Origin of the sequence: Corynebacterium urinipleomorphum, from assembly GCF_900155535.1 — a bacterium.
Taxonomy (GTDB): domain Bacteria; phylum Actinomycetota; class Actinomycetes; order Mycobacteriales; family Mycobacteriaceae; genus Corynebacterium; species Corynebacterium urinipleomorphum.
Genome location: NZ_LT706965.1, coordinates 713,611 through 737,739, shown reverse-complemented (window position 1 = coordinate 737,739; position 24,129 = coordinate 713,611). Strand labels below are relative to the sequence as shown.

Genomic DNA, 24,129 nt, shown 5'->3' with positions numbered 1-24,129 from the left:
AACGGCTGATTTCACCGCAGCTTCATAGGCATAACCAACTGAATTTAAAATGCGGCATAGGAGTGACCTATGTCGCATTTTTGGTTTTTTCGGGGTTTGAGCGTCTGCGCGACGGGTACGCGACTCCGCTCGGTGCCTCCTCGGGTCTAGTGGCCGGCCTCGTGGCAATTACACCCGCCGCGGGAGACATCAACCCAGTCTCCTCCCTGGCGCTCGGCTTCATTGGTGGCATCCTCGCCTGCTTCGGCGTGGGGCTGAAGTACACCTTCAACTACGATGACTCGCTCGACGTCGTGGGTGTCCACTTGGTGGCAGGTATTTGGGGAACGGTGGCTCGATGCACCGCGAGACCGGTTACGACTTCGGTGGGCCCGGCATGCGCCCCGGTGGACTACCGATGGGCAACCGGGCAGCTGCGGAGCTCGGTTTGAACGAATCGCGGGAGCACCATGAACCGCACTCCCGCACAGCGGTCACTGCCCAGAAAAAGGCGGCTCCCGTCAAGGACAAGGAGATTGAACGATGAAGCTCATCACAGCAGTCATCAAACCGTTCACACTGGAAGATGTGGTGGTCGCCCTTGAAGGGGCAGGCATCCAGGGAATCACGATTACGGAAGCCCAGGGCCGAGGACGCCAACGAGCCGGAGTTGAGTTTTACCGTGGGGCCCAGTACTCCTCGCCCTATGTGGCCAAACTCAAACTCGAAGTCGTGGTCACGGACTCCCAGGAGAAGGCGGCAGTCGACGCGATCCTGGGGTCGGCGTACACCGGAGAAATCGGCGACGGAAAGATCTGGGTAACACCTGTCGAACGCGTCATTCGAGTGCGCGCGGGGGAGACGGACGAGGACGCGATCGTCAATTAGCGTGCCTTAAAAGCACTTCGCTTATCGACGGCACGCTCCGGCGCGCTAGGGTATAGGGAAGTTTCTGTCTTAACCCTCTACCGTTCTCCAAGGAGCGTGCCACTCGTGTTCGAGTCATTGTCCGACCGCTTGCAAACAGCGCTCAAAGGTCTGCGCGGCAAGGGCAAACTCACGGAAGAGGACATCAACGCCACTGCCCGTGAGATCCGCATCGCCCTGCTTGAGGCCGATGTCTCCTTGCCTGTTGTCCGCGCCTTTATCAAGCGGGTGAAGGAGCGCGCGCTTGGGGCCGATGTGTCCGAGGCGCTCAACCCGGCGCAGCAGGTCATTAAAATCGTCGACGAGGAGCTCACCAACATCCTCGGCGGCGAGACCCGCCGGCTCAACCTAGCCAAGAACCCGCCGACCGTCATCATGCTCGCCGGTCTACAGGGTGCAGGTAAGACGACTCTGGCAGGTAAGCTCGCGCTCCACCTGACCAAGCAGGGTCACACCCCGATGCTGGTGGCCTGCGATTTGCAGCGTCCGGGGGCGGTGCAGCAGCTGGAGATCGTCGGCAAGCGTGCTGGCGTGCCCACGTTCGCTCCGGACCCGGGCACCTCGCTGGACTCGAGTGACCACGAGATGGGCACATCCCACGGCGACCCGGTCGAGGTGGCCAAAGCCTCGATCGAGGAGGCTCGCCGCACCCACGCTGACGTGGTCATCATCGATACCGCAGGCCGCCTGGGTATTGACGAGACGCTGATGACGCAGGCGCGCAACATCCGCGATGCCGTCAACCCCGACGAAGTCCTCTTCGTCATCGATGCCATGATCGGCCAGGATGCCGTCGCCACCGCGCAGGCCTTCGCCGACGGTGTCGACTTCACCGGTGTTGTCCTGACCAAGCTCGACGGCGACGCCCGCGGTGGTGCCGCCCTGTCCATCCGTGAGGTCACGGGCAAGCCGATCCTGTACGCGTCCACGGGCGAGAAGCTCGAGGACTTCGACATCTTCCACCCGGACCGCATGTCCAGCCGCATTCTCGGCATGGGCGACCTGCTCTCCCTCATCGAGCAGGCGGAAGCGACGATGGACCAGCAGAAAGCGGAAGAAGCCGCCATGAAGCTGGGCTCCGGGGAGCTCACGCTCGAGGACTTCCTCGACCAGCTGCTCATGATCCGCCGCATGGGGCCTATTGGCAACCTGCTGAAGATGATGCCGGGCGGCAAGCAGATGAACGAGATGGCCGACATGGTCGACGAGAAGCAACTCGACCGTATCCAGGCCATCATCCGCGGCATGACGCCGCAAGAGCGCGAGGACCCGAAGATCCTCAACGCCTCCCGCCGCAAGCGCATCGCCAACGGCTCCGGTGTCACCGTCGCCGAAGTGAACCAGCTTGTGGAGCGCTTCTTTGAAGCCAAGAAGATGATGGGCAAGATGGCCAGCCAGTTCGGCCTGTCCGGCATGCCGGGTATGGGCGGCATGCCGGGCATGGGCCGTTCCGCCACGAAGAAGAAGCCGAAGGGCCGCAAGGGCAAGAACGGCAAGCGCAAGCCGGCGAAGAAGGGCGGAAGCCCGAAAATGCCGGGAATGGGTGGAATGCCCGGAATGGGCGGAATGCCGGGTATGGATCAGCTCGATCCCGCCCAGCTGCGGAAGATGCAGGAGCAGCTGCCGCCGGGCATGGACGGCATCGATTTGAACAACCTTGACTTCGGCGAAGCAATGAAGCGCATGGGCAAAGGCAAGTAGGACGCTGCCGGCTCTTCCCGCAGATCGCGGGAGGTTTTTTATTGCTCGCCGAGCTCCGGGAGGATGTCCGGGTTCGCTTCAACGCTCGGCTTGCCGACGTCTCCCGCGCCCGCCCGTTCCACATGCCCGACCGCGAAGGCACCGCGCTCCGGATCCAATTCGGGGGACTCGTTGAGGCCGTCGACTTCGACACCGAGCGCAGTGAAGATTTCCTGGAGCTTTGCCCAAATCAACGGGGCAGTGGTCGCGGCATAGGCGTTAGAGATGTGGTTCTGGTCCCGGTAGACGTACACGTTGCCGATGATCGGCGGGCACGTCTCCTCGTTGCAGTACCAGTCAGCTGTGTTCAATCCCCACTGTTTGTTCTCCGGGAAGAGGAACTCAGCAGCCGGGTCGGTGTCACCGTAGACGGTGTGGCGCAACGTCGAGCAGGACTCGACATCGTTTCCGGCGATGAGGCACTCGTTCGGGTCCATGTGCTCACCCTCGCGGCTGAACACCCACGGATTGTCGCGGAGACCCAGGAACGGGATGTCGTTGGCCTGAAGTTCCTCCCACACGGTGGCGTAGGAATACGGGACCATATCGGGGCCGGGGCTGCCCTCGCCGGCACGACCCTCGGGGCGGGTGGCAGTCGAAACAGTCAGGTCCGGTTGAAGTTCGATGATGCGGTCGAATGCCAGACGCGACCACTCGGCGCACTCTGGACTGACGGTGTCCAAGTCGTCCAAGATCAGGGGGCATGCCTGACGCACCAAAGGAATGACCTTGAAGCCGTGCTCGCGGCCCAACTGGTCAAGCGGTATGAGCCACGGTTCCGAGTGGGAGCCACCGAAGATCACCACGGTGGTTTCTGCCTTGGTGTCGCCCCACACGCATTCCGGCCCCGGCATCATGTCTGCCGGTTGGTCCATGAAGATAATGCAGTTTTTCGCGACTGTTGGGGGAAAGATGTCGGCGATCAATGCGGGGTCCGGTTGAGGCTCTTCTTCCGGCACCTCGGCGCCGAAATGCGCCATCGCACCCGGGTATTTGCTCGAGGCGAGTTCGAAGTCCGCGTTGTTGACCTGGCGGGCGTAGATCGGCTGGACGGAGAGTAGCCCGATGAGTAAAGCACCGATGATCGCACCGCCGACGGCACGGCCGCGGCCTTCGAAGGTCTGAAGGCTCGCTCGGGCGTTCTTCACCGGTTCGTCGTTCGCTTTCGGCCGCTTACCGTGCTGGCGCAGCGGATCCTCCACCAGGGTGTAGGTCAAGTGAGCGAGGCACAGCGAAAGAGCGATGACGAGCACACCGAGCGCAACAGTCGGAGTGGGGCGGCCGGACTTCACCGTGAACAGGATGAGCAGCGGCCAGTGCCACAGGTAGAGGGAGTACGCGACCTTACCAAGCCACAAGATCGGGCCTGATGACAGGACGCGAGCGACCGGCTGGTCGGGGCCCGCCATGACCACCAAAGCTGCGCCGAGCAACGGAATGAGAGCGGCAGGACCGGGGAAAGCGAGCGAGGTGGAAATGATGACGCCCGTCAGAGCAATCGCTGTCACACCTAGACCTGCTGCCCACCCACGTAGTCTCTCCGGGATCAGGTTGGTGATAGGCAGCATGGCCAGTAGCGCACCAAAACCTAGCTCCCACAGGCGGGAAGGAAATTCGTAGTAGTTCTTCGGCGTACCCACGAGACCGTGTCGCGATGCGTATGCGAACGAGGCCACCGTCACAACAGCCAAGACGATGATGATGCCCCGACGCAGCTTCTCATTGGCCACCCCGCGGCGGCTGGCCAAGAACGCCACAATCACTCCGAAGGTGATGGCGAAAACATAGAACTGCCCCTGCACGCTCATGGACCACAGGTGCTGCAGCGGCGAGGTCTCGGCGCCTGCCGCCGCGTAATCGAGGTTCTGCGACGCCAGTTCGTAGTTCTGGTAGTACAAAACCGCAGCCGTGAACTGCTTGGCCAGGTCGTTGCTCATGATTTCCGGGGTCAGCCACTTGATCCCCGCGTACACAGCCGCCAGAACCACAGCCAGGGCGGGGAGGAGACGCCGGGCGGTGCGCCAGAACGGCCACCACGGATTCAGCGACGGGTTAGGGCGCATCGCGTACCTGAGTTGCGAGCCCATGAAGAAATAGCCCGAGAGCAAAAGGAACACGTCCACGCCGCCCGACACCCGGCCCACAAAGACGTGGAACAGCACGACCAAGCCGATGGCCACACCGCGCAATCCGTCGAGATCGTTCCGGTACGCCTGTTTGGGCGCCGGTTTTGAGACCTTGTGGTGCTGGGGGGTGAGCGTGGTCGTCATTGCGTGAAAATCCGTTGCGTCGGGGTAAGAAGTAAAGGTAGGCGCAGCCCGTGGAAAAATCGTTGCCGGTAGCCGCGTGATTCGGGAGTTTTCTGGGTCTTCCTGTGCAGACCTTACCGCCGAGTAAAGCGTTTCTTGTTAACCCGCCCGTTGTTTTGGTGTGGCGGTATCGGCGGGGGTAGGGTATTCGGGGTCAACGCGCGCCCTGAGGATAGAGCACGCCGAGACACAACCTGCGTTAGCGCCGGAACCGGCAGAAACCTTACCGCAAAGTGGGATTCGCACCGACCGGCCACAGTCACACGCAGTATGAACATGAAGGGTTGAACCGGCCCGCTGATAAGCAGCGGGTGTCTGAACTGCCCAGTGACCGAGAAGGACTTTTCAATATGGCTGTAAAGATCAAGCTGCAGCGTCTGGGCAAGATCCGCAACGCCCAGTACCGCGTTGTCGTTGCTGACGCACGCACCCGTCGCGACGGCCGCGTCATCGAGAACATCGGCATCTACCACCCGAAGGAAGAGCCGTCGCTCATTCAGATCGACTCTGAGCGTGCGCAGTACTGGCTCGGCGTCGGTGCTCAGCCGACCGAACCGGTGCTGGCCCTGCTGAAGGTGACCGGCGACTGGCAGAAGCACAAGGGCCTCGACGGCGCCGAGGGCACCCTCAAGGTGGCCGAGGAGAAGCCGTCCAAGCTCGACCTGTTCAACCAGGCGCTCGAGGAAGCATCCAACGGCCCGACCGCCGAGGCCATCACCGAGAAGCGCAAGAAGGCTAAGGAAGAGGCTGAGGCTAAGGCAGCTGCCGAGGCTGAGGCAGAGGCCAAGGCTGCCGCTGAGGCAGAGGCTGCGGAGTCCGAGGACTCTGAGGCTCCGGCGGAAGACGCAGAGGCTTCCGAGGAGAACTAAGCGGACCTCAAAACCGCGTTTTCAGGCCTCCCCAGGCGTAAACTGAAAGCAACAGATTCCTGTTGTTTTCCAACGTCTAGGGAGGTTTTCTCATGTCCCGAACTTACCTGATCACCGGCGGAACCGGCGGCATTGGCAAGGCCACAGCCGAGCTTTTGCGCGGACGCGGCGAGACGGTGATCACCGCAGACATTCAAGGCGCCGACATCAACTGCGACCTGACCACACCGGAAGGCCGTGAAGAGCTGGCGGTGAGGGCGCGCGAGCTCTCTGGCGGCCAGCTCAACGCGGTCATTGCCAACGCGGGTATGCAGGCACCGATCGCCAAAACGGTGCAGGTGAACTACTTCGGTGCCGTGGCCACGCTGGAAGGCGTGTACGACCTGCTCGCCGCGTCTGATAATCCCCGCGCTGTGGTCACCGCGTCCATGGCGTCGCTGCAGCCGACCGACGTGGAGTTGCTCAACGCGTTGCTGGATAACGATGAGGAGCGAGCAGTCGCACGCGGCACCGCGCTCGCGGAAGCCGGACCGCGGGAGGGGTACGCGAACTACTCCGCGTCCAAGCAGGCGGTTGCGCGTTGGGTGCGCCGCAACGCGCCGACGGACAAGTGGGCGGGCGCAGGCATCGCGCTCAACGCCATCGCCCCGGCTGTGGTCGTGTCCCCGATGACGGAGCAGCTGCGTAACAGCGAGGAAGGCTTGGCCCAGTTGGAGCAGGTTCCCATGCCGCTCAACGGTTGGCTCGAGCCGGAGCAGGCGGCGAAGATGCTTGCGTGGCTCACCAGCGAGGAAAACACCCACCTGTGCGGCCAGGTCATCTTCGTCGACGGCGGGTACGACGCGATCACCCGCGGCGACTCGACCTGGTGACAGGTTGGTAGCCTGAACCGCATGGAAATCCGGATTGGCAGGGTAGTCAAATCTCATGGGGTGCGCGGTGAGGTCGTCGTAGAGCCTCTCGCGGACGATGAGGATGTCTTCTTTGCCGAAGGCCAAGTGTTGCGCGGCCGCCAGACAGGCAAGGAACAGGACCTGACTATCGCGTCTGTGCGCCCGCACCAACGGCGCCTGCTGATCACCTTCGAGGAGATTCCGGACCGCACGGCAGCTGACTCGTTGCGCGGGATGCAGTTTTTCGCCGAGCCACTCGAGCGCGACGAGGATTCGGACGAGTACTACGACCACGAACTCATCGGCTTGCGCGTGCTTATCGACGGTGCACACGCCGGCGATGTCACCGGTGTCATGACCATGCCGAACCGGAAAATCCTCGAAGTGGACTACGGCGGCAAAGAGGTCCTCATTCCCTTTGTCATGGATATCGTGCCGGAGATCGATCTGGAAGAAGGCTATCTCGTTGCCACTCCGCCAGAGGGTCTGTTGGAGCTGTGACCGCAATGAGACTCGACATCGTCACCATTTTTCCTGAGTACCTCGAACCGCTGCGCCACGCTCTGCTTGGAAAGGCGATAGAGCAAGACATCCTCTCCGTTGGAGTGCACGACCTGCGTGACTGGGCAACGGGCAACCACAAATCCGTGGATGCGCCGCCGCTCGGTGGAGGACCGGGCATGGTCATGCTCCCGGAGGTGTGGGGTGCCGCGCTCGACGATGTCGCCGCGGGTCGCACTGGAACTGAACTGGTCACCGCCGCCGCCCACCGCAACGACAGGCTCCGCCACGATGACGTCGCAGAGGTCGCGCCGCGCCCCTACACCGGAAACGAGGCCGATTCAGCGGAAGCTGGAAAGCCGCTTCTACTCGTCCCAACGCCGGCCGGAACACCGTTCACGCAGGCGGATGCTCGGGCGTGGTCGCGTGAGGAGCACATTGTTTTCGCCTGCGGGCGCTATGAGGGCATCGACCAACGTGTCTTCGAGGACGCGGCGAAGAACTATCGCGTGCGGGAAGTGTCTATCGGCGACTACGTGCTCATCGGCGGGGAAGTGGCTGTTCTTGTTATCGCGGAAGCAGTGACCCGCCTTATTCCTGGGGTGTTGGGCAACACCGAAAGCCACGAGGAAGACAGCTTCTCCGACGGCTTGCTCGAGGGACCCTCGTACACAAAACCGCGGCAGTGGCGCGGGATCGATGCGCCGGAGGTGTTGCTCTCGGGCGACCACGGCAAGATCGCCCGGTGGCGGCGCGACCAGTCGCTGGTCCGCACTCAACGCGTGCGACCAGAGCTCATCGACCGTGCTCGTGCGGAGGGGGCCCTCGACAAAGACGACCTCTTCACCCTCGATTCGCGCGATGTGTCCACCGACATCGCCGTGATCATGAACGCGGTGGAGTGGGAGAGGAACCAGAACAAGGTGGCAAAGAAGCTCCGCCGCGCCGGGTATTTTGCGCAGACCGTCGACGTGGAGATCATGGACACCCGTTGCGAGCCTGACAACGTCGTGGTCAACCAGTACCTCGCCGCCGAGGACCGGCCGTTGCTCGACCCTGTGTACCGCGTCGTCGTGGAAGGCCGCACCACGTTGACGCCGCAGCAGGCGACGGCTGCCGTCGTGAAGGCGCTCCCCGGGGTGGACTACTGGTACGGGACTACGGCGGCTACACGGGAACGCGGATAAGCGGATTTTGGAACCCACCGGCCCTTATGCAAGAATGTCTGGGTCATGTAGCCGACATGAACCAGTTGAGCGCGCACCGTAGGGTGCTGCGCCGCTAGGGTCCTCTGTCCAAATCTGAAAAGGAATACTGCCATGTCCAACGGCATTATCGACAAGGTCGACGCAGGCCAGCTGCGCGACGATATCCCGGACTTCCGCCCCGGCGACACGCTTGGCGTGCACGTCAAGGTCATCGAGGGCAACGTCACCCGTACCCAGCTCTTCGAGGGCTTCGTTGTCCGCCGCCAGGGCTCCGGCATCCGCGAGACCTTCACCGTCCGCAAGATCTCCTTCGGCATTGGCGTGGAACGTACCTTCCCGGTGCACTCCCCAAACATCGACCACATCGATGTCCTGCGTCGCGGCCGTGTCCGCCGCGCGAAGCTGTACTACATGCGCGATCTGCGCGGTAAGGCAGCCCGCATCAAGGAGCGCCGTTAAGACGGTCCCCGCGCCCCCTCCCGTTGACAGCTTGTTAAAAGCGAACGGGAGGGGGCGTTTCGTTTTCACGCTGATAAGGTGATTTGCCGTGACTGATAACGCACAGCCCCGTCCCCGCCCAGTGCGCCGCCCGCGCCCTCGCCAGGAGCAGGAAGAAAAGACCACGCCCTGGTACATCGAGATTCCGCTGGTGGTTCTGCTCACGCTCGCGCTGATTTTCGTGCTGCAGACGTTCGTGGGCCGTGTGTACCTCATTCCTTCGGCCTCAATGGAGCCGACGCTCCACGGTTGCGAGGGCTGCAACGGCGACCGCATCTTCGTGCAGAAGGTCGGCTACTACTTCTCCGACCCGGAGCCCGGTGACGTAGTGGTGTTTGAAGGCACCCCGTCATGGAACACCGGTTACGTCTCTAACCGTTCCGACAATTCCTTCGTCGCCGGGTTGCAGCAGCTGGGGTCGTACGTGGGTTTGGTGGCACCGGACGAGAACGATTTGGTGAAACGCGTCGTAGCCACGGGCGGCCAAACGGTGTCGTGCCAGGCTGGCGATCCGGCAGTAATGGTGGACGGGCAGCCGATCGACCAGTCTTATATTCTCGAGCCACCCGCGAACCCGGTCATCGGAGAGGACGGTTCCGCAGAGTGCGGCGGCAAGTTCTTCGGCCCGATCACCGTTCCGGACGGCAACGTCTTTGTCATGGGTGACAACCGCACCAACTCCGCCGACTCCCGGTACCACATGGGCGATGAATTTCAAGGCACGATCCCGGAGGACAACATCCGCGGCAAAGTCTCCTTCATCATCCTGCCGCTGACGCGCATTGGGCCGGTCAAAGACCGCGAGATCCAGCAGCAGCAGTAGGGCACAACGCATGCGCAGGCTGAAGCAACTGCGCACCTACGAGGTCGCGCTGGACAAAGCCGGGCTCGGGCCCGTGGCGGGCATTGACGAAGCGGGTCGCGGCGCCTGCTTCGGCCCCATCACCATCGCCGCGTGTGTACTCCCGAGTCGGCCCATCGCTGCGCTCGAAGGGTTGACTGATTCGAAGCAGCTCAGCCCGAAACGCCGGGAAGAGTTGTACGAAGCGGTCGTCGACACCGCGCTCGCGCACTCCGTCATTCACATCCCCGCGGGGGAGATTGATAGACGCGGGATCCAGAACGCCAATCTCGACGGGGCGCGGCGCGCTGTCGCAGCGCTCGGTCTCACGCCCGGTTACGTGCTTGTGGATGCCTTCCGAGTCCCCGGCCTCACCGCACCCCAGCTCCCGGTCATCGGCGGGGACTACACCGCCCGTTGCATTGCCGCCGCGAGCGTGTTGGCCAAAGTGAGCAGGGACCGGCTGGTCATGGAAATGGGGGAGGAGTACCCGGGGTACGGCGTCGATAAGCACAAAGGCTATTCCACGCGCTCCCACATGGACGCGGTGCGCCGCCACGGAGCAAGCCCCGAGCATCGCTACACTTATGCCAACGTTGCAGCAGCACACGAGACGTACATGAGGAGCACCAACGATGAGCGCTGAGGATCTGGACAATTACGAGGCCGAGGTCGAACTGTCCCTCTACCGCGAATACCGCGATGTGGTCAGCCAGTTCTCCTACGTTGTGGAGACGGACCGCCGCTTCTACCTCGCCAACGCCGTCGAGCTCATCCCGCACACTGAGGGCAAGGATGTCTACTACGAGGTCCGCATGTCGGACGCGTGGGTGTGGGACATGTACCGCGCGGTGCGGTTCGTGCGTTATGTCCGGGTGATCACGTACAAAGACGTCAACATCGAGGAGCTGGACAAGCCCGAGATGGTCATCCCCGAGTAATTTTTCGCTTATCGACGGATCCTTCCGCCCCGTCCCCTCGTCTAACTAAGTGCACGCATTTAGTAGATAGAGGGGATTTTTCATGAGCCTGAAGCAGGCACGCTACGACCAATACATGCTGGGCGCGTACGGCGAATCCAGCGCCGCCGCCTGGTACGAGGAACTCGGGTACGAGATCGTGCAGCTGAGATACCGCGCACGCGACGGGGAGATCGACGTGATCGCGCGGGCACCGGGCGGCACCATTGTGTTCGCGGAGGTGAAAACACGGCGTGGCACAAGTTTCGGTGCGGCGGAGGCAGTGACCCCAACGAAGCTGCGGCGGATCCGTGCGGCCGCGGCGCAATGGTTGAACGAGCAGGCGGACAACTACACAGAGGTGCGGTTCGACGTCGTGGAAGTGCTTTTCGACGGCGTGAACGTCTCCTGCCGCATGTACCAGGGGGTCGACGATGGCGCTTGCTAGCACCTATTCCGCGACCGTTGAAGGGATCGGCGCGCACCGCGTCACCGTCGAAGCGAACGTGGGGCCCGGTCTGCCCGGAATGCACATCGTGGGGCTGGGCGACAAAGCCGTCGGCGAGTCACGCGACCGCATCCGCACAGCCGTGGCCAATTCCACACTGCGGTGGCCGCGCACGAAAGTGATGGTGTCACTTTCACCGGCGAACCTGCCTAAAGCCGGCTCCCAATTCGACCTCGCTGTCGCTTTGGCAGTTCTAGCCAGCATGGACCCGCGCGCGGAGCGTCGCCTCGCCCGCAGCCTGATCGTGGGGGAACTCGGTCTCGCCGGCCAACTCAGGCGGGTGGACGGCATCCTCCAGATCATTCTCGAAGCCCTCGATGGCGGCGCCGAAAGCGGAGACAGCGTCGACGCGATCCTCATTCCTGAGGGCAATGCAACGGAAGCTGCGTTGATCGGCCACCCGGCGGTGAAGATCGCGCGGAGTCTGACTGAAGCGTGGCAGTGGGTGATCGGGGAGCGCGAACTGCCCGGGTTGGATACGGTCAACCACACTGCTCAACCAGTGCACACGCCGGACTTCCGCGACATCGTCGGGCAGGAGCATGAGCGCCGCGCCATGGAGATCGCCGCTGCCGGCGCCCACCATGTCCTCATGATCGGCTCACCCGGCTCAGGGAAGTCGATGCTGGCGGAGCGCCTCCCGTCGATCTTGCCCGACCTGACACCTGAGCAGGTGGTGGAGGCCACCGCGATTCACTCCATCTCCGGGAACTCGACCGGCGAGGTGATCGTGCGTGCCCCGTTTGTCGCACCACACCCGTCGTTGGGCCGGGCCGCGCTGATCGGCGGCGGGTCTGGCATCCCGCGCCCAGGCGCAGTGAGCCACGCCCACCACGGTGTGTTGTTCCTCGACGAAGTCAGCGAGATCGACGCCCACACCCTCGATGCTTTGCGCGTCCCGTTGGAAAAGGGCGAGGTCCGGTTGACCAGGGCGCGCCGGGAGGTGGTGTATCCGGCGGACTTCCAGCTCGTCATGGCCGCCAATCCGTGCCGGTGCGGCGTGGAGAACGCCGCGAAATGCTCGTGCTCGCCGAGTGAGCGGGCTAACTATCTGCGTAATCTCTCGGGGCCGCTGCGGGACCGTGTGGACATCAGCTTATCGACGTCTTCCGTGGGCACCGTCATCTCATCCTCCGACAACGAACCCTCGGAGGCCATCGCACAACGAGTCCTCGCCGCCCGCGACCGGGCTGCACACCGCTGGTCGCGCACCGGCCTTCCCGTTCTCACCAATGGGCGCGTTCCCGGGCCGGTCCTGCGCCGCGATTTCCCGGCTACCGAAGACGGAATGGGCGTGATCAGTTCAGCTCTGGCTGACGGGACAATCACCCAACGCGGAGTCGACCGGTTGCTGCGTCTCGCATGGACTGTGGCGGACCTGGGCGGCGTGGCGCAGCCGAGACTCGCCGAGGTGATGGATGCGATGGACCTCCGCTCCGCACAGCAGGCGGGGGTGATGGCGTGATGAGCTCCCTTGAATCCTGGGCCTATCTCAACCGCGTCGTCGAAGGCCCTAACAGGCACATCCAAGCTCTGCTCGCCGCCGGGCGTGACGCCGACGAGCTCGCCCGCGGCATCCGCACCCGAGCCAGCTGGCTAGGCGACCTCGGTCCCGCCACCGAGAGCCGCTACACCTGGGACCAGCCGGCGGAGGATCTCGCCGCTGCCGAGGCTGCCGGATACGTGCTGCTCACACCCGAATCCCGGGAGTGGCCGCGCGATGCTATCAGCGAATCGTTCGTGTCTGCGCTGGCTCGAGCGCGGAAAAACGACGACAAACTGCCGCCCGACGCCCACCCGCCGCATGCCCTGTGGGTGCGGGGCAACACGAACCTCGCACAGCTGACCGCCAGCGCCGTCGGCATGGTGGGCACCCGCGCAGCATCGTCGTACGGGCATCACGCCACAGCTGACCTGTGCAAGGGGTTAGTGCGGCACCAGCACACCATCGTTTCAGGGGGTGCACTCGGCATCGACACTGTCGCGCACACCACCGCCCTCGATGCCAGCGGTGCCACCATGGTCGTCGCCGCGTGCGGTGCGGGGCAGGTCTACCCGCGGCGCAACGAGCCCCTGTTCACCCGCATCGCCTCCGAAGGCGGCGCTGTGGTCACCGAGTACCCGCCGGGCGTCACACCAGACCGCCACCGGTTCCTCACACGTAACCGACTTGTCGCGGCGCTCACGCAGGGGACCATTGTCGTGGAAGCCGCGTTCCGTTCCGGAGCGTTGAACACATTGAAGTGGGTCGAGGTATTCAACCGGCAGGCAATGGCCGTTCCGGGGCCGATCCTCGGGCCGGGTTCCCTGGGCACGAACTTGGCCATCCGCGACGGCCGCGCGTCGATGGTGCTCAGCGCCGACGACGCCCACGAACAGCTCAGCCCCGTGGGAACATCAGACGTGGACGGGCAGAGGGAGATCGACTTCGCCGCCGACGCTGTCCAACAGCTCTCCCGCAACGAACTGCGCGTCTACGACGCCCTCCCGCTCACCGACACCGGCGGCCTCGACGCCAACGACATCGCTAAGGCGTGCGGTTTCACTGTCGGTCTGACTGTGCACCTGCTTATCGACCTTTCCGGCAAAGGACTTGTCGTCCGCGAAGGCCAGTTCTGGCACCGGGTGTAGGTGCAGCGTGTAGCTCCCGCGCTCAACCGCCGCCGAACTATACTGCCGCGGAGAAGCCCCGCCAACGGTTTCTCCGTGGCAGTTTTCTGTGCAATCTCACAGCGGCGGGGCGGGCACGACAAGGCAGGCGGCAATGGCAGAGCAGATCACTCAAATCGAGGCGGCGATCGACGACTTCGCCGACCACGCCCTGCTGGTCAAAGGCCGCTCGCCTGCAACTGTGAAGGGCTACCGCAGCGACCTGCGCACTCTCGTGCCTTTCGCCGCTACCTTTGCCGAATTCACGCTTCCCACGCTGCGGGCATGGCTTGCCGATGCCCTCCGGTCGGGCCTCGCCCGCTCCACCATGGCGCGCCGCACCGCCGCCGTCCGGGCCTTCTCAACGTGGGCCTACGACCGCGGCTACCTCGACTCCGATGTCGCGGCTCGACTTGCCACCCCGCAGGTGAACCGGCATCTCCCGGACGTGGTTACTCCTGACCGCGCCGGGAAGCTCGTGGAAGCCGAGATCAACGCCGACGCAGCGTCTCCGGAGGCCGCCCGCGACCGCGCCATGCTCGAACTCCTCTACGCCACGGGGATGCGCGTGGCTGAGCTGACAGGACTCGACACAGCAGATGTCGACACCTCCCGGCGCCTCGCACGCGTCACCGGCAAAGGCAACAAGCAGCGCGTCGTGCCCTTCGGCGAGAACGCAGCATCAGCTATCGACGCCTGGCTTACCCGACGCGCCGAACTGCTCGCCCCCGGCACGGAGGATGCAGCCGCACTTTTCCTCGGCTCGCGGGGCGGGCGCATCGACCAGCGCCAAGTCCGCCGCGTCGTCGAACGGGCCGCTCAGCGCACGGGCGACAGCGACCTGAGCCCGCACGCGCTGCGGCACAGCGCAGCGACCCACATGCTTGAAGGGGGAGCGGACCTGCGCGTCGTACAGGAACTTCTGGGGCACGCGTCGCTGCAGACGACGCAGATCTACACCCACGTCTCCGCCCAGCGCCTCAAGAGCGTCTACGACCAGGCACATCCGCGCGCATAACAGGTTTGAGGCGTATCTGAGGAGCCTCAAGCAGGGCCAGCGGATTGATATAGGTGTCCTTGCCCGTGCGCGCACCCCAGTGCAGTCCGGCGTGGTCGCTAGATGGAGTAGCCATGCGGCCGATCGGTTCGCCCTCTTTCACCGTGTCTCCTGCCCGCACCGTTGCGTGCACCGGTTGATAGGTGGTGCGGATGCCGTCGGGGTGGTCCACCGACACCACCGGTACGCCAGCAACCACACCGGTGAACGCGACAACGCCGTCCTCCGCCGCAAGGATGTCCTGCCCCGTCCGCGCTGCCAGATCCACGCCGCGGTGGCCTGGCAGCCAGTTCTTGTCGGGGATGTCAGCGCGCCGCGTCACGTTCGTTGCTGAGGATGAACCGGTCGTCGGGTCGACGTAGGCGTGCGCCGGCAAGGGAGAGGCGATAATTACGGCCAACGCCGCGAGCGAGGAAATCAGCAGCCGCCGGGGAGGGGAGACGGGTACACACGGTGGACCCGAACAGCGTACGGGGACGGGGGCGGCAGCGGGAGAGGGAGAGGGAGAGGCGCATGCGAACTCTGGTCGAGGGAGAGAATTGGGAGTGGTCATGGGGTCATTGTGAGGGGGAGGGGGACCACGGCGCGTCGATAAGCGAAATGCCCTGTGGATAACATTCGGTTGTCCACAGTTTGGCGCGCCGCGAATTGGCGCGCACGCAGCGACGATGTAGACTTTGCGGTTAGCAGTGTGTCCACTGGGGCGCGCTGACTACGCGCGGCGAAAATGCCTGGTCACAAGCGTGGCAGGGTGCTGCGATCCGCAACGGTCCTCCAGCTCGAGTGGCGGAGGCGTGGATGTGGCTCGCCGCTAGGGTGCGGGCAAAACCCGCACAAACTGCAAGAAACCGAACAACTTTCACTCCCAAGGAGACATTCCCATGGCAGTCGTAACCATGCGTGAACTCCTCGACGCTGGTGTGCACTTCGGCCACCAGACACGTCGTTGGAACCCGAAGATGCGCCGCTTCATCTTCACCGACCGTAACGGCATCTACATCATCGACCTGCAGCAGACGCTGACCTACATCGATGAGGCATACGAATTCGTCAAGGAGACCGTCGCTCACGGCGGCACCATCCTGTTCGTCGGCACCAAGAAGCAGGCCCAGGAGCCGGTCCAGGAAGAGGCCGACCGCGTGGGCATGCCGTACGTCAACCACCGCTGGCTCGGCGGTATGCTGACCAACTTCCAGACCGTGTCCAAGCGCCTCGCCCGCATGAAGGAGCTGCAGGCCATGGACGCTGCCGAGGACGGCTACGCTGGCCGCGGCAAGAAGGAAGTCCTCATGCTCACCCGCGAGCGCACCAAGCTCGAGCGCGTGCTGGGCGGCATCTCCGACATGTCCAAGACCCCGTCTGCACTGTGGATCGTGGACACGAACAAGGAGCACATCGCCGTCGCCGAGGCGCAGAAGCTGCGTATCCCGGTCGTTGCCATTCTGGACACCAACTGCGACCCGGATGTCGTCGATTACCCGATCCCGGGCAATGACGATGCGATCCGCTCCGTCAAGCTGCTCACCCACATCGTGGGCGAGGCTGTCATCGCCGGTAAGCAGCAGCGCGAGGAGCGTCAGCTGGCCAAGGCCCGCGAGGAAGCAGGCGATGCACCGGTGGCAGAGGCCGCCGAGGCTACGGACGCTCCGGCAGCCGACGCACCGGCCGAGAAGGCAGCTCAGCCGGAGACCCCGGCAGCTGAGGCAGCCGAGAAGACCGACGCCGCTCCGGCTGATGCCGCTGCCGCCGAGGCTGTCGAGAACGTCGACTCCGCCAACAACGACGTCGACCCGGTCTAAGAACCAGGGTCGCGCCGCACTGGCGCCGACATGAAGCACCGACCCCCGCGTCCTGCACGACGTCCTAATTTCATCCAGGACGCTTGTAGGCGCGGGGGTTGTGCGTGCGATACGGCAGCTGGGCATGCCGCGCAGCGGTATGTCCACTACGCTGTCAGATGACCTTTACACATACTTTTAGTCCCACAATGAGGAGGGTCGCCCAACTATGGCGAACTACACCGCTGCAGACGTGAAGAAGCTGCGCGAGACCACCGGTTCCGGCATGCTCGACTGCAAGAAGGCTCTGGACGAGTCGGCTGGCGATTTCGAGAAGGCTGTCGAGATCCTGCGCATCAAGGGTGCGAAGGACGTGGGCAAGCGCGCTGAGCGCAACGCTCTCGAGGGCCTGGTCGCAGTGTCGGGCAGCACCATCGTGGAAATCAACTCCGAGACCGACTTCGTGGCCAAGAACGACGAGTTCAAGCAGCTGGCCGACGAGATCGCTGCTGGCGCTGCCGCCGTGAAGGCGAACTCCCCGGAGGAGCTGGCGAACGCAGACGTCAACGGCCAGACCGCTTCCGATGCTCTGCAGGCTCTGTCCGCCAAGATCGGCGAGAAGCTCGAGCTGCGCCGCGCCGCCACCATCGAGGGCGACAAGGTCGAGGTCTACCTGCACCAGAAGGCTGCGGACCTGCCGCCGGCAGTTGGCGTGCTCGTCGCGTACACCGGTGACAGCGCCGAGGCTGCTCACCAAGTCGCTCTGCAGATCGCTGCGATGAAGGCTCGTTACCTGTCCAAGGACGACATCCCGGCTGAGGTCGTGGAGAAGGAGCGCGCAGTCCAGGAAGAGATCACCCGCGGCGAGGGCAAGCCGGAGGCTGCCATCGAGAAGATCGTCGAGGGTCGTCTGGGCGGCTTCTTCAAGGACGTTGCTCTGCTCGAGCAGCCGTCCCTCGCGGACTCCAAGAAGACTGTCCGCCAGTACGCCGAGGAGAACGGCATCGAGGTCACTGACTTCGTCCGCTTTGAGGTCGGCCAGAAGTAAGCTTTCAGCTTCGAAGGATCCCGGTCCGCCGCTTATCGACGGTGCGCCGGGATCCTTTTCCTTTGCCCACCCCGCTTGGCGCTAGAATCGGTTGGTGAATTTTCGCCCCCACGTTAAGGAGTTTTCGGTGACCGATCACGGGACTGTCAACAGCAACGAGACGGAGTCCACTAACCGCCGCGGGTACAAGCGCGTGATGTTGAAGTTGGGCGGCGAGATGTTCGGCGGTGGAAATGTCGGCATCGACCCGGATGTGGTGGAGAATGTGGCGAAGCAGATCGCCGAGGTGGCCAGTCAAGGAACCGAGGTGGCTGTAGTCATCGGCGGCGGAAACTTCTTCCGCGGCGCGCAGCTGTCGCAGCGCGGGATGGACCGTGCCCGTTCGGACTACATGGGCATGCTCGGCACCGTGATGAACTGCCTGGCGCTCCAGGACTTCCTGCAGCAGTTGGGTGTGGATTGCCGTGTGCAGACGGCGATCAACATGGCGCAGATCGCTGAGCCGTATCTGCCGCTGCGCGCTGCCCGCCACCTGGAAAAGGGCCGCGTGGTCATCTTCGGTGCCGGCATGGGCATGCCGTACTTCTCCACCGACACCACCGCGGCGCAGCGCGCCTTGGAGATCGGCTGCGAGGTACTGCTCATGGCCAAGGCCGTCGACGGCGTGTACTCCGACGATCCCCGCACCAACCCGGATGCTGAGCTCTACAGCGAGATCAGCCCGCGCGAGGCCATCGAGAAGGGTCTCAAGGTCGCTGACGCCACCGCGTTCAGCCTGTGCATGGATAACAAGATGCCGATTCTGGTGTTCAACCTGCTGAAGGAGGGCAATATCGCCCGGGCGGTGTCCGGCGAGAAGATCGGCACGCTGGTTCAGTAGGAAATGCTGACTCTGGCTGCCATGGGCGCAGGGGCTGTTATTCCTGCGCAAACCGCAGTGAACAGCCGCCTACGCGCGAGTATCGGTGCACCGATTCCCGCAGCGTTCATCTCTTTTTTCGTGGCGCTGCTCTGCGCCGTGATTCTGGCCGTGGGTCTGGCGGTGACGACGGGGCCGGCTATTGACCTCGGCAAAGCCGCCGGCGAGCCCTGGTGGGTATGGATCGGCGGCCTCATGGGCGTCATCTTCCTCACCGGAAACGTGATCTTGTTCCCCAAGATCGGCAGCGTCGAGACAGTCGTCCTGCCGATCCTGGGGCAGGTGATCATGGCGCTGGTCATCGACAACTTCGGGCTCTTCGGTGCGGAGGAGACACGCGTCAGCTTCCTGCGGGTGCTCGGCGCGGTCATCGTCTTGGCCGGCATCGTGCTCGTTCACGTCGTCGGCCGGAACCCCGCGGCCGCTGAAGGCGGCGGTGACGCCCAAGCGGCTACAGCCTGGGGGTGGCGCGCGTTCGGTGTGTTCATGGGGATGTGCTCGGCGAGCCAGACAGCCGCGAACGGATACCTGGGCAAAGTCCTCGGCAGCTCCATCCAGGCCGGTGCCGTCAATCTCGGTGTTGGCGTGACTCTTTTGTTCCTGCTCAGCATGGTTCTGAAAGACTCTCGCACTGCCCTGTTGTCCGGTATCGAGCCCGGCCCCTGGTGGATGTGGCTCGGCGGCGTTTTCGGCGCCATCTTCGTCATTGGGGCGGCGACACTGTCACCGGTCATCGGTACCGGAGCCACCGTCGTGGGCATCCTCGCCGGCACGATTCTTGCCGGGCAGCTCATCGAGCGCTTCGGTCTCTTCGGCACCCCGCGCAGCGTCCTGCGGCCCACCCGCGTTATCGGACTCGTGCTGGTCTTCCTCGGCGCGGTGATGGTGCGGGTGCTCTAGGCTGAGGCCCCGCGCTGTCTGCGCCAGTTCTCTGCGACGGGCTCAATCACCCTTGCCAACTCTAAAACCGTCGCGTCGTCGACGGTGACGCCGCCGATCTGCAACGGTCCCACCGCGATTGCAGGTGCGCCGGTCAGGTTGAACAAGGACCCCCACGGCGTCCACTCAGTCTGGGCCTCGAAACTGTCGGCGGGCGACAAGGAGGGGAAGAAGCCCAGAGGCGGGGGATCGGTCGCCAGCATGGGGGTGAGAACAGCGTCCACATCCCATGCCGCCCGGAGCAGAGACGGCAGCGCCGCGATGTGCCGGCGGGCCTCGGCTAAGGCAGCGTTTGAGACGCTGCGGCCGACCTCGCGGAGCCAGGCGATGTACTCGTTGTCGAGCGGATCCACGTGGGCAAAGGAATGCGCGATCCTCGCTGAAAAATGCCGGTACGTGCCCGCTGCACCCGGATAGGGAAGGAGTTCGCGGACCGTGCAGGCAGACGACAAAGCCGCGGCCGCACGCTCCACGGCGGCGATGCGGTCCGCAGCCACACGCGTACCCGGAGTGAACAGCGGCTCCGTGAGCACTCCGACAGTCAGGTTCTCCAGCCTGCGCGGAGCAGCACCCCAGAGCGCCACCTGATCGTCGACAGTCGCCGTGATGAACCCTTCCACCGAACCCGACTCTGGCGCGCCCGACGGCTTGAACCCCACGACCTCGCAGGCGGCGGCGGGAACACGCAAGGAGCCGCCCGCGTCGCTTCCGTGCGCCGCTCGGTGCAGCCGCTCCGCCACGACGACAGCGGCACCTGTCGACGACCCGCCCGGCGTGCACCCCGGATACGCCGGGGATTCCAGCACTGAGACACCCGGGCGTTCCGCGTACACCGTCGCACCCAATTCCGAGCTCACCGTCTTCCGGTCGACCACAGCGCCACGACGCAGGAGACCCGCAACGAACGGGCTAGTCACCCCGGCAACCCGAGCGCGCGAAGGATTGCCCCACGATGTCGGCCACCCCGCAACGTCCGCAGTGTCTTTGACGGGAATGACCCACCCGTCGAGGCGGCCTCCGCGCTCACGTGGGAGCGGGGCAGAAGCGAGATACGAATAAGCCGGGTGCATGGTGACTCATAGTGTAGGAGGTGGGGGAGATGGGGGCGTTCGTCGATAAGCGGTGCGCTGCTAGATTGGATGGAGACAACGCGAAAGGATGACAACATGATCGACGACGTACTTCTCGACGCTGAGGAGCGCATGACCAGCTCCGTGGAGCACACCCGTTCCGAACTGGTCACCATCCGCACCGGACGCGCCAACCCGGCCATGTTCAACGGTGTCATGGCCGACTTCTACGGCGCGCCGACCCCCATCAACCAGATGGCCACCGTCTCCGTGCCCGAGCCGCGCATGCTGCTGATCAAGCCGTTCGACCCGTCCACCATGGGCGAGATCGAGAACGCGATCCGCAACTCCGACCTCGGCGTCAACCCCACCGACGACGGTCACGTCATCCGCGTCACCATCCCGCAGCTCACCGAGGAGCGTCGCCGCGACCTGGTCAAGCAGGCAAAGTCCAAGGGCGAGGACGGCAAGATCGCTGTCCGCAACGTTCGCCGTTCCGGCATGGACGCCCTGAAGAAGATCCAGAAAGACGGCGACGCCGGCGAGGACGAGGTCACCGCAGCCGAGAAGGAGCTGGACAAGACCACCTCCAAGTACGTCGCCGAAATTGACGAGTTGGTTTCCCGCAAAGAAGCCGAGCTTCTCGAGGTTTAAGTCGTGGCCGACTCCCGCGAACCGTTAGACGCGGTGCACTCTCGGCGCGTGCACATGCCGCGCCCGAAGAACTCCGCCGGGCGTAACCTGCCTGCAGCGATCGCGGTCGGAGTCGGGCTCGCCGCGCTCGTTCTGGTGGCCACCTACGTTGGCCCCGCGATGTGGTACCCGGTGGTATGCGTCGCTGCCGCACTCGGCATGTGGGAGGTACTTACTCGGCTGCGCGAGAACGGCTACGGAGTCTACCGTTTCGTGGTCATCGTGCTCGGGCTGTGCATGATCATCTCCACGTGGCAGTTCGGTTACCCGGGGCTGTTGGCCACGTTCACGATCAGCGCGCTGACGATCATGTTCGCCCGGTTGTTCTTCAATGGGCGCCACACGCCGCCGCGCAATTATCTGCGCGATACAGCGGTGAGCATCTTCATTCTCGTGTGGATCGGCCTATTCGGATCGTTCGCCGCGATGATCTCCCGCCTGGAGACAGGAAATGTCACCGGCAGCCACTTCATTGTCACGTTCATCTTGTGCGTCGTCGCGTCCGATGTCGGCGGGTACGTCAGTGGCGTGCTTTTCGGCTCCCACCCGATGGCACCGGCGGTGAGCCCCAAGAAATCGTGGGAAGGCTTCGCCGGCTCAGTGACGTTCGGTGCCGTCGCTGGTGTGCTCAGCGGCATTTATCTGCTCGGCAGCCCGTGGTGGGCGGGCCTCGTCTTTGGGCTCGGGATCGTGGTGTGCGCAACGCTCGGCGATCTGGTGGAAAGCCAGTTCAAGCGCGAGCTCGGCCTCAAGGACATGTCTGGGTTGCTGCCGGGCCACGGTGGAATGATGGACCGTATCGACGGCATCCTTCCCGCCGCTGCAGCCACCTGGCTTCTGATGAACGTTGTAGTGCTCTAACCTGCGCCGGATTAGAAAACGGCGTGGCGGCGTGCCAGAATGGGGCACGCCATGAGTGATTTTCCGAAGATCCAGCTGCTCTCGCCCAAGCGCGGGATGCCCCCGAAGCACTTCGCCGACCTGAGTGCGCAGGAGCGTATTGACGCCCTGGCAGAGCTCGGCCTGCCCAAATTCCGTGCCGACCAGATCGCCCGCCACTACTACGGCCGTTTCGAGGCGGACCCGTCGACGATGACCGACCTGCCCGCCGCGCAACGCGAGCTGGTCAAGGACGCGCTGTTCCCGCGCCTGCTCACCCCGGTGCGCACCGTCGAGACCGACGAAGGCGACACCACCAAGACTCTGTGGCGTCTTCACGACGGCATCCTGCTCGAGTCCGTGCTCATGCGCTACCCGGGCCGCGCGACGCTGTGCATTTCGTCGCAGGCTGGCTGCGGCATGGCGTGCCCGTTCTGCGCGACCGGCCAGGGCGGTTTGGACCGAAACCTCTCCACAGCGGAGATCGTCGATCAGGTCCGCGAGGCCGCCGCGATGATGGAGGCCGAGGGCGGCCGTCTGACCAACGTCGTGTTCATGGGCATGGGCGAGCCGCTGGCCAATTACAACCGCGTCGTCTCCGCGGTGCGCCAGATCGTTTCGCCGGCACCCCAGGGCTTCGGCATTTCGCAGCGGAACGTGACGGTGTCGACGGTGGGGCTCGCACCAGCGATCCGCAAGCTCGCCGACGAGGGTCTCAACGTCACCCTCGCGGTTTCTCTGCACACCCCGGACGACGAGCTGCGCGACACCCTCGTCCCGATGAACAACCGGTTCAGCGTCGAGGACGTTCTTAGCGCCGCCCGCTACTACGCCGACCAGACTGGCCGCCGCGTGTCGATCGAGTACGCTCTTATCCGCGATATCAACGACCACGATTTCCGCGCGGACATGCTGGGGCGCAAGTTGCATGACGCGCTCGGACCTCTCGTCCACGTCAACCTCATCCCGTTGAACCCGACGCCCGGGTCAAAGTGGGATGCGTCGCCGCGGGAGCGCCAAGACGAGTTCGTCCGCCGCGTTATCGCTCAGGGCGTCACGTGCACGGTGCGCGACACGAAGGGCCAGGAAATCGCGGCGGCGTGTGGCCAGCTCGCCGCAGACGAAAAGCAGGCGGGCGCCTAAGACGGCAATAAAAAACGCTCCGGGAGACCAGTTGGTCCCCGGAGCGTTTCGCTTATCGACGCCCCCGCTACCGCGGATCCGTCTCCGTCACCCGGAGAGTCTCGTGGCGGTTCGGGATCTCCGGTGCCGCGATGTCCTCGCCGTGGGCGCGGGTGCGGGTGTCGGTGTGAGCACCCTGCAGCTCGTGGGCGCCGTGCTCCTGGTGTGCACCGGCTGCGTGGGTGGTGCGCACGGTGGCCGGGTCGATGTTGAGGGCGCGCAGCTGGCTGTCGGACAGCTCAGCGTAGCGGCCGGTGAGGGTGTGCTGCTCGTGCGTCCAGTTCGGCTCCACGTGACCCTGCGGCTTGTTGTGGGCGGTGACGGTGCGCACCTGGGACAGCTCCGGACGCAGCGCGAACAGGATCAGGCCGAGGGCGATCAGCACCGCGAGGGAGATCAGCCAAATGGTCTCGACGTGGCCACGGTGGTTACCGAAGTTGTACCCGATCAGGAACAGCACGGAAATCCAGCCCGCGATCTGAATGGTCTTCGGGCTCAGCTCGCTCCAACCGAGCTTGGCCGAGGGGACATCGGCTTCGGAAACACCGTTGTACACCTGGGGTGCATCGTCCTTAGCGCTCACAGCACACTCCTTGCGTGAAATCAGTTCTTGCCCATTATATTGGCACACCTGCGCCGCCGCCCGCGATTCATCCCCCCGAAATTCGGCACTGAGTTTCCAC

Annotated in this window: 25 protein-coding genes and 1 pseudogene; 22 read left to right on the top strand and 4 right to left on the bottom strand. The window is 64.2% G+C overall.

Annotated features, from left to right (window positions below):
* Positions 1–98: 98 nt before the first annotated feature.
* The 3 genes and pseudogenes from CZ338_RS11195 to ffh form a co-directional block, all read left to right on the top strand.
* Positions 99–332, top strand: a pseudogene (locus CZ338_RS11195) (ammonium transporter); the annotation flags it as partial.
* Positions 333–522: 190 nt separating this feature from the next.
* Positions 523–867, top strand: a complete 345-nt coding sequence (locus CZ338_RS10670) for a P-II family nitrogen regulator (RefSeq protein ID WP_087118166.1) — start codon at positions 523–525, stop codon at positions 865–867.
* A 105-nt stretch (positions 868–972) separates the two neighbouring features.
* Complete coding sequence (gene ffh / locus CZ338_RS10665; protein ID WP_087118165.1) at positions 973–2,607, top strand: signal recognition particle protein; 1,635 nt, start codon at positions 973–975, stop codon at positions 2,605–2,607.
* A 38-nt stretch (positions 2,608–2,645) separates the two neighbouring features.
* Here the strand turns inward: ffh and CZ338_RS10660 are convergent, their stop codons facing one another.
* Entirely contained in the window at positions 2,646–4,916 is a 2,271-nt protein-coding gene (locus CZ338_RS10660) for an acyltransferase family protein (RefSeq protein WP_087118164.1), read from the bottom strand.
* A 389-nt stretch (positions 4,917–5,305) separates the two neighbouring features.
* Between CZ338_RS10660 and rpsP the strand changes: the two genes are divergently transcribed.
* The 12 genes from rpsP to CZ338_RS10600 all read left to right on the top strand — a co-directional run bounded on the left by rpsP (position 5,306) and on the right by CZ338_RS10600 (position 14,899).
* A complete protein-coding gene (gene rpsP, locus CZ338_RS10655; protein WP_087118163.1) occupies positions 5,306–5,824 on the top strand; it encodes a 30S ribosomal protein S16 in 519 nt (172 codons plus the stop codon).
* A gap of 92 nt (positions 5,825–5,916) precedes the next feature.
* Positions 5,917–6,696, top strand: a complete 780-nt coding sequence (locus tag CZ338_RS10650; RefSeq protein WP_087118162.1) for an SDR family oxidoreductase — start codon at positions 5,917–5,919, stop codon at positions 6,694–6,696.
* Positions 6,697–6,717: 21 nt separating this feature from the next.
* Positions 6,718–7,218, top strand: coding sequence for a ribosome maturation factor RimM (gene rimM / locus CZ338_RS10645; RefSeq protein ID WP_087118161.1), 501 nt, complete (start codon positions 6,718–6,720; stop codon positions 7,216–7,218).
* A 5-nt stretch (positions 7,219–7,223) separates the two neighbouring features.
* The gene (gene trmD, locus CZ338_RS10640; protein ID WP_087118160.1) at positions 7,224–8,405 is read left to right on the top strand and encodes a tRNA (guanosine(37)-N1)-methyltransferase TrmD; all 1,182 of its coding nucleotides are present in this window, start codon (positions 7,224–7,226) and stop codon (positions 8,403–8,405) included.
* Positions 8,406–8,537: 132 nt separating this feature from the next.
* Positions 8,538–8,885 carry a 50S ribosomal protein L19 gene (rplS, locus tag CZ338_RS10635; RefSeq protein WP_087118159.1) on the top strand — a complete coding sequence of 116 codons (348 nt, stop codon included), beginning with the start codon at positions 8,538–8,540 and terminating at the stop codon, positions 8,883–8,885.
* An 88-nt stretch (positions 8,886–8,973) separates the two neighbouring features.
* Positions 8,974–9,747 (top strand): signal peptidase I, encoded by a 774-nt coding sequence (gene lepB / locus CZ338_RS10630; RefSeq protein ID WP_087118158.1) that lies wholly within the window; start codon positions 8,974–8,976, stop codon positions 9,745–9,747.
* A gap of 10 nt (positions 9,748–9,757) precedes the next feature.
* The gene (locus CZ338_RS10625; RefSeq protein ID WP_087118157.1) at positions 9,758–10,411 is read left to right on the top strand and encodes a ribonuclease HII; all 654 of its coding nucleotides are present in this window, start codon (positions 9,758–9,760) and stop codon (positions 10,409–10,411) included.
* Positions 10,401–10,706, top strand: coding sequence for a DUF2469 domain-containing protein (locus CZ338_RS10620; RefSeq protein ID WP_087118156.1), 306 nt, complete (start codon positions 10,401–10,403; stop codon positions 10,704–10,706). Before CZ338_RS10625 ends, CZ338_RS10620 begins: the two co-directional genes overlap by 11 nt.
* Positions 10,707–10,788: 82 nt before the next feature.
* On the top strand, positions 10,789–11,172 hold the full coding sequence (locus CZ338_RS10615) for a YraN family protein (protein ID WP_087118155.1): 384 nt from the start codon (positions 10,789–10,791) through the stop codon (positions 11,170–11,172).
* Positions 11,159–12,697 carry a YifB family Mg chelatase-like AAA ATPase gene (locus CZ338_RS10610; protein WP_087118154.1) on the top strand — a complete coding sequence of 513 codons (1,539 nt, stop codon included), beginning with the start codon at positions 11,159–11,161 and terminating at the stop codon, positions 12,695–12,697. The genes CZ338_RS10615 and CZ338_RS10610 overlap by 14 nt, the downstream gene beginning before the upstream one ends.
* Entirely contained in the window at positions 12,697–13,863 is a 1,167-nt protein-coding gene (gene dprA, locus CZ338_RS10605; protein WP_087118153.1) for a DNA-processing protein DprA, read from the top strand. The genes CZ338_RS10610 and dprA overlap by 1 nt, the downstream gene beginning before the upstream one ends.
* 133 nt (positions 13,864–13,996) lie before the next feature.
* Positions 13,997–14,899: a tyrosine recombinase XerC gene (locus CZ338_RS10600; protein ID WP_087118152.1), complete on the top strand. Its 903-nt coding sequence runs from the start codon at positions 13,997–13,999 to the stop codon at positions 14,897–14,899.
* On the opposite strand, the gene CZ338_RS11190 is transcribed toward CZ338_RS10600, so the two are convergent.
* Positions 14,862–15,260 (bottom strand): M23 family metallopeptidase, encoded by a 399-nt coding sequence (locus CZ338_RS11190; RefSeq protein WP_235839536.1) that lies wholly within the window; start codon positions 15,258–15,260, stop codon positions 14,862–14,864. The two genes, CZ338_RS10600 and CZ338_RS11190, sit on opposite strands and share 38 nt — an antisense overlap.
* 559 nt (positions 15,261–15,819) lie before the next feature.
* Between CZ338_RS11190 and rpsB the strand changes: the two genes are divergently transcribed.
* From rpsB to CZ338_RS10575, 4 genes are all read left to right on the top strand, one after another.
* Positions 15,820–16,737, top strand: a complete 918-nt coding sequence (rpsB, locus tag CZ338_RS10590) for a 30S ribosomal protein S2 (RefSeq protein ID WP_087118150.1) — start codon at positions 15,820–15,822, stop codon at positions 16,735–16,737.
* A 208-nt stretch (positions 16,738–16,945) separates the two neighbouring features.
* Entirely contained in the window at positions 16,946–17,764 is an 819-nt protein-coding gene (gene tsf, locus CZ338_RS10585; RefSeq protein ID WP_087118149.1) for a translation elongation factor Ts, read from the top strand.
* A gap of 196 nt (positions 17,765–17,960) precedes the next feature.
* Positions 17,961–18,644 (top strand): UMP kinase, encoded by a 684-nt coding sequence (gene pyrH / locus CZ338_RS10580; protein WP_216628938.1) that lies wholly within the window; start codon positions 17,961–17,963, stop codon positions 18,642–18,644.
* 3 nt (positions 18,645–18,647) lie between these two features.
* Positions 18,648–19,583 (top strand): DMT family transporter, encoded by a 936-nt coding sequence (locus CZ338_RS10575; RefSeq protein WP_087118147.1) that lies wholly within the window; start codon positions 18,648–18,650, stop codon positions 19,581–19,583.
* Here CZ338_RS10575 and CZ338_RS10570 read toward each other — a convergent pair.
* On the bottom strand, positions 19,580–20,692 hold the full coding sequence (locus CZ338_RS10570) for an amidase family protein (RefSeq protein ID WP_087118146.1): 1,113 nt from the start codon (positions 20,690–20,692) through the stop codon (positions 19,580–19,582). The genes CZ338_RS10575 and CZ338_RS10570 overlap by 4 nt on opposite strands.
* 96 nt (positions 20,693–20,788) lie before the next feature.
* Here CZ338_RS10570 and frr point away from each other — a divergent pair, with 96 nt between their 5' ends.
* The 3 genes from frr to rlmN are packed head-to-tail and all read left to right on the top strand — an operon-like array spanning position 20,789 to position 23,407.
* The gene (gene frr, locus CZ338_RS10565; RefSeq protein WP_087118145.1) at positions 20,789–21,346 is read left to right on the top strand and encodes a ribosome recycling factor; all 558 of its coding nucleotides are present in this window, start codon (positions 20,789–20,791) and stop codon (positions 21,344–21,346) included.
* Positions 21,347–21,400: 54 nt separating this feature from the next.
* Positions 21,401–22,246, top strand: coding sequence for a phosphatidate cytidylyltransferase (locus CZ338_RS10560; protein ID WP_087118269.1), 846 nt, complete (start codon positions 21,401–21,403; stop codon positions 22,244–22,246).
* Between the two features lie 51 nt (positions 22,247–22,297).
* On the top strand, positions 22,298–23,407 hold the full coding sequence (gene rlmN / locus CZ338_RS10555) for a 23S rRNA (adenine(2503)-C(2))-methyltransferase RlmN (RefSeq protein WP_087118144.1): 1,110 nt from the start codon (positions 22,298–22,300) through the stop codon (positions 23,405–23,407).
* A 67-nt stretch (positions 23,408–23,474) separates the two neighbouring features.
* On the opposite strand, the gene CZ338_RS10550 is transcribed toward rlmN, so the two are convergent.
* On the bottom strand, positions 23,475–24,029 hold the full coding sequence (locus CZ338_RS10550) for a DUF2631 domain-containing protein (RefSeq protein WP_235839535.1): 555 nt from the start codon (positions 24,027–24,029) through the stop codon (positions 23,475–23,477).
* Between the last annotated feature and the right edge of the window lie 100 nt (positions 24,030–24,129).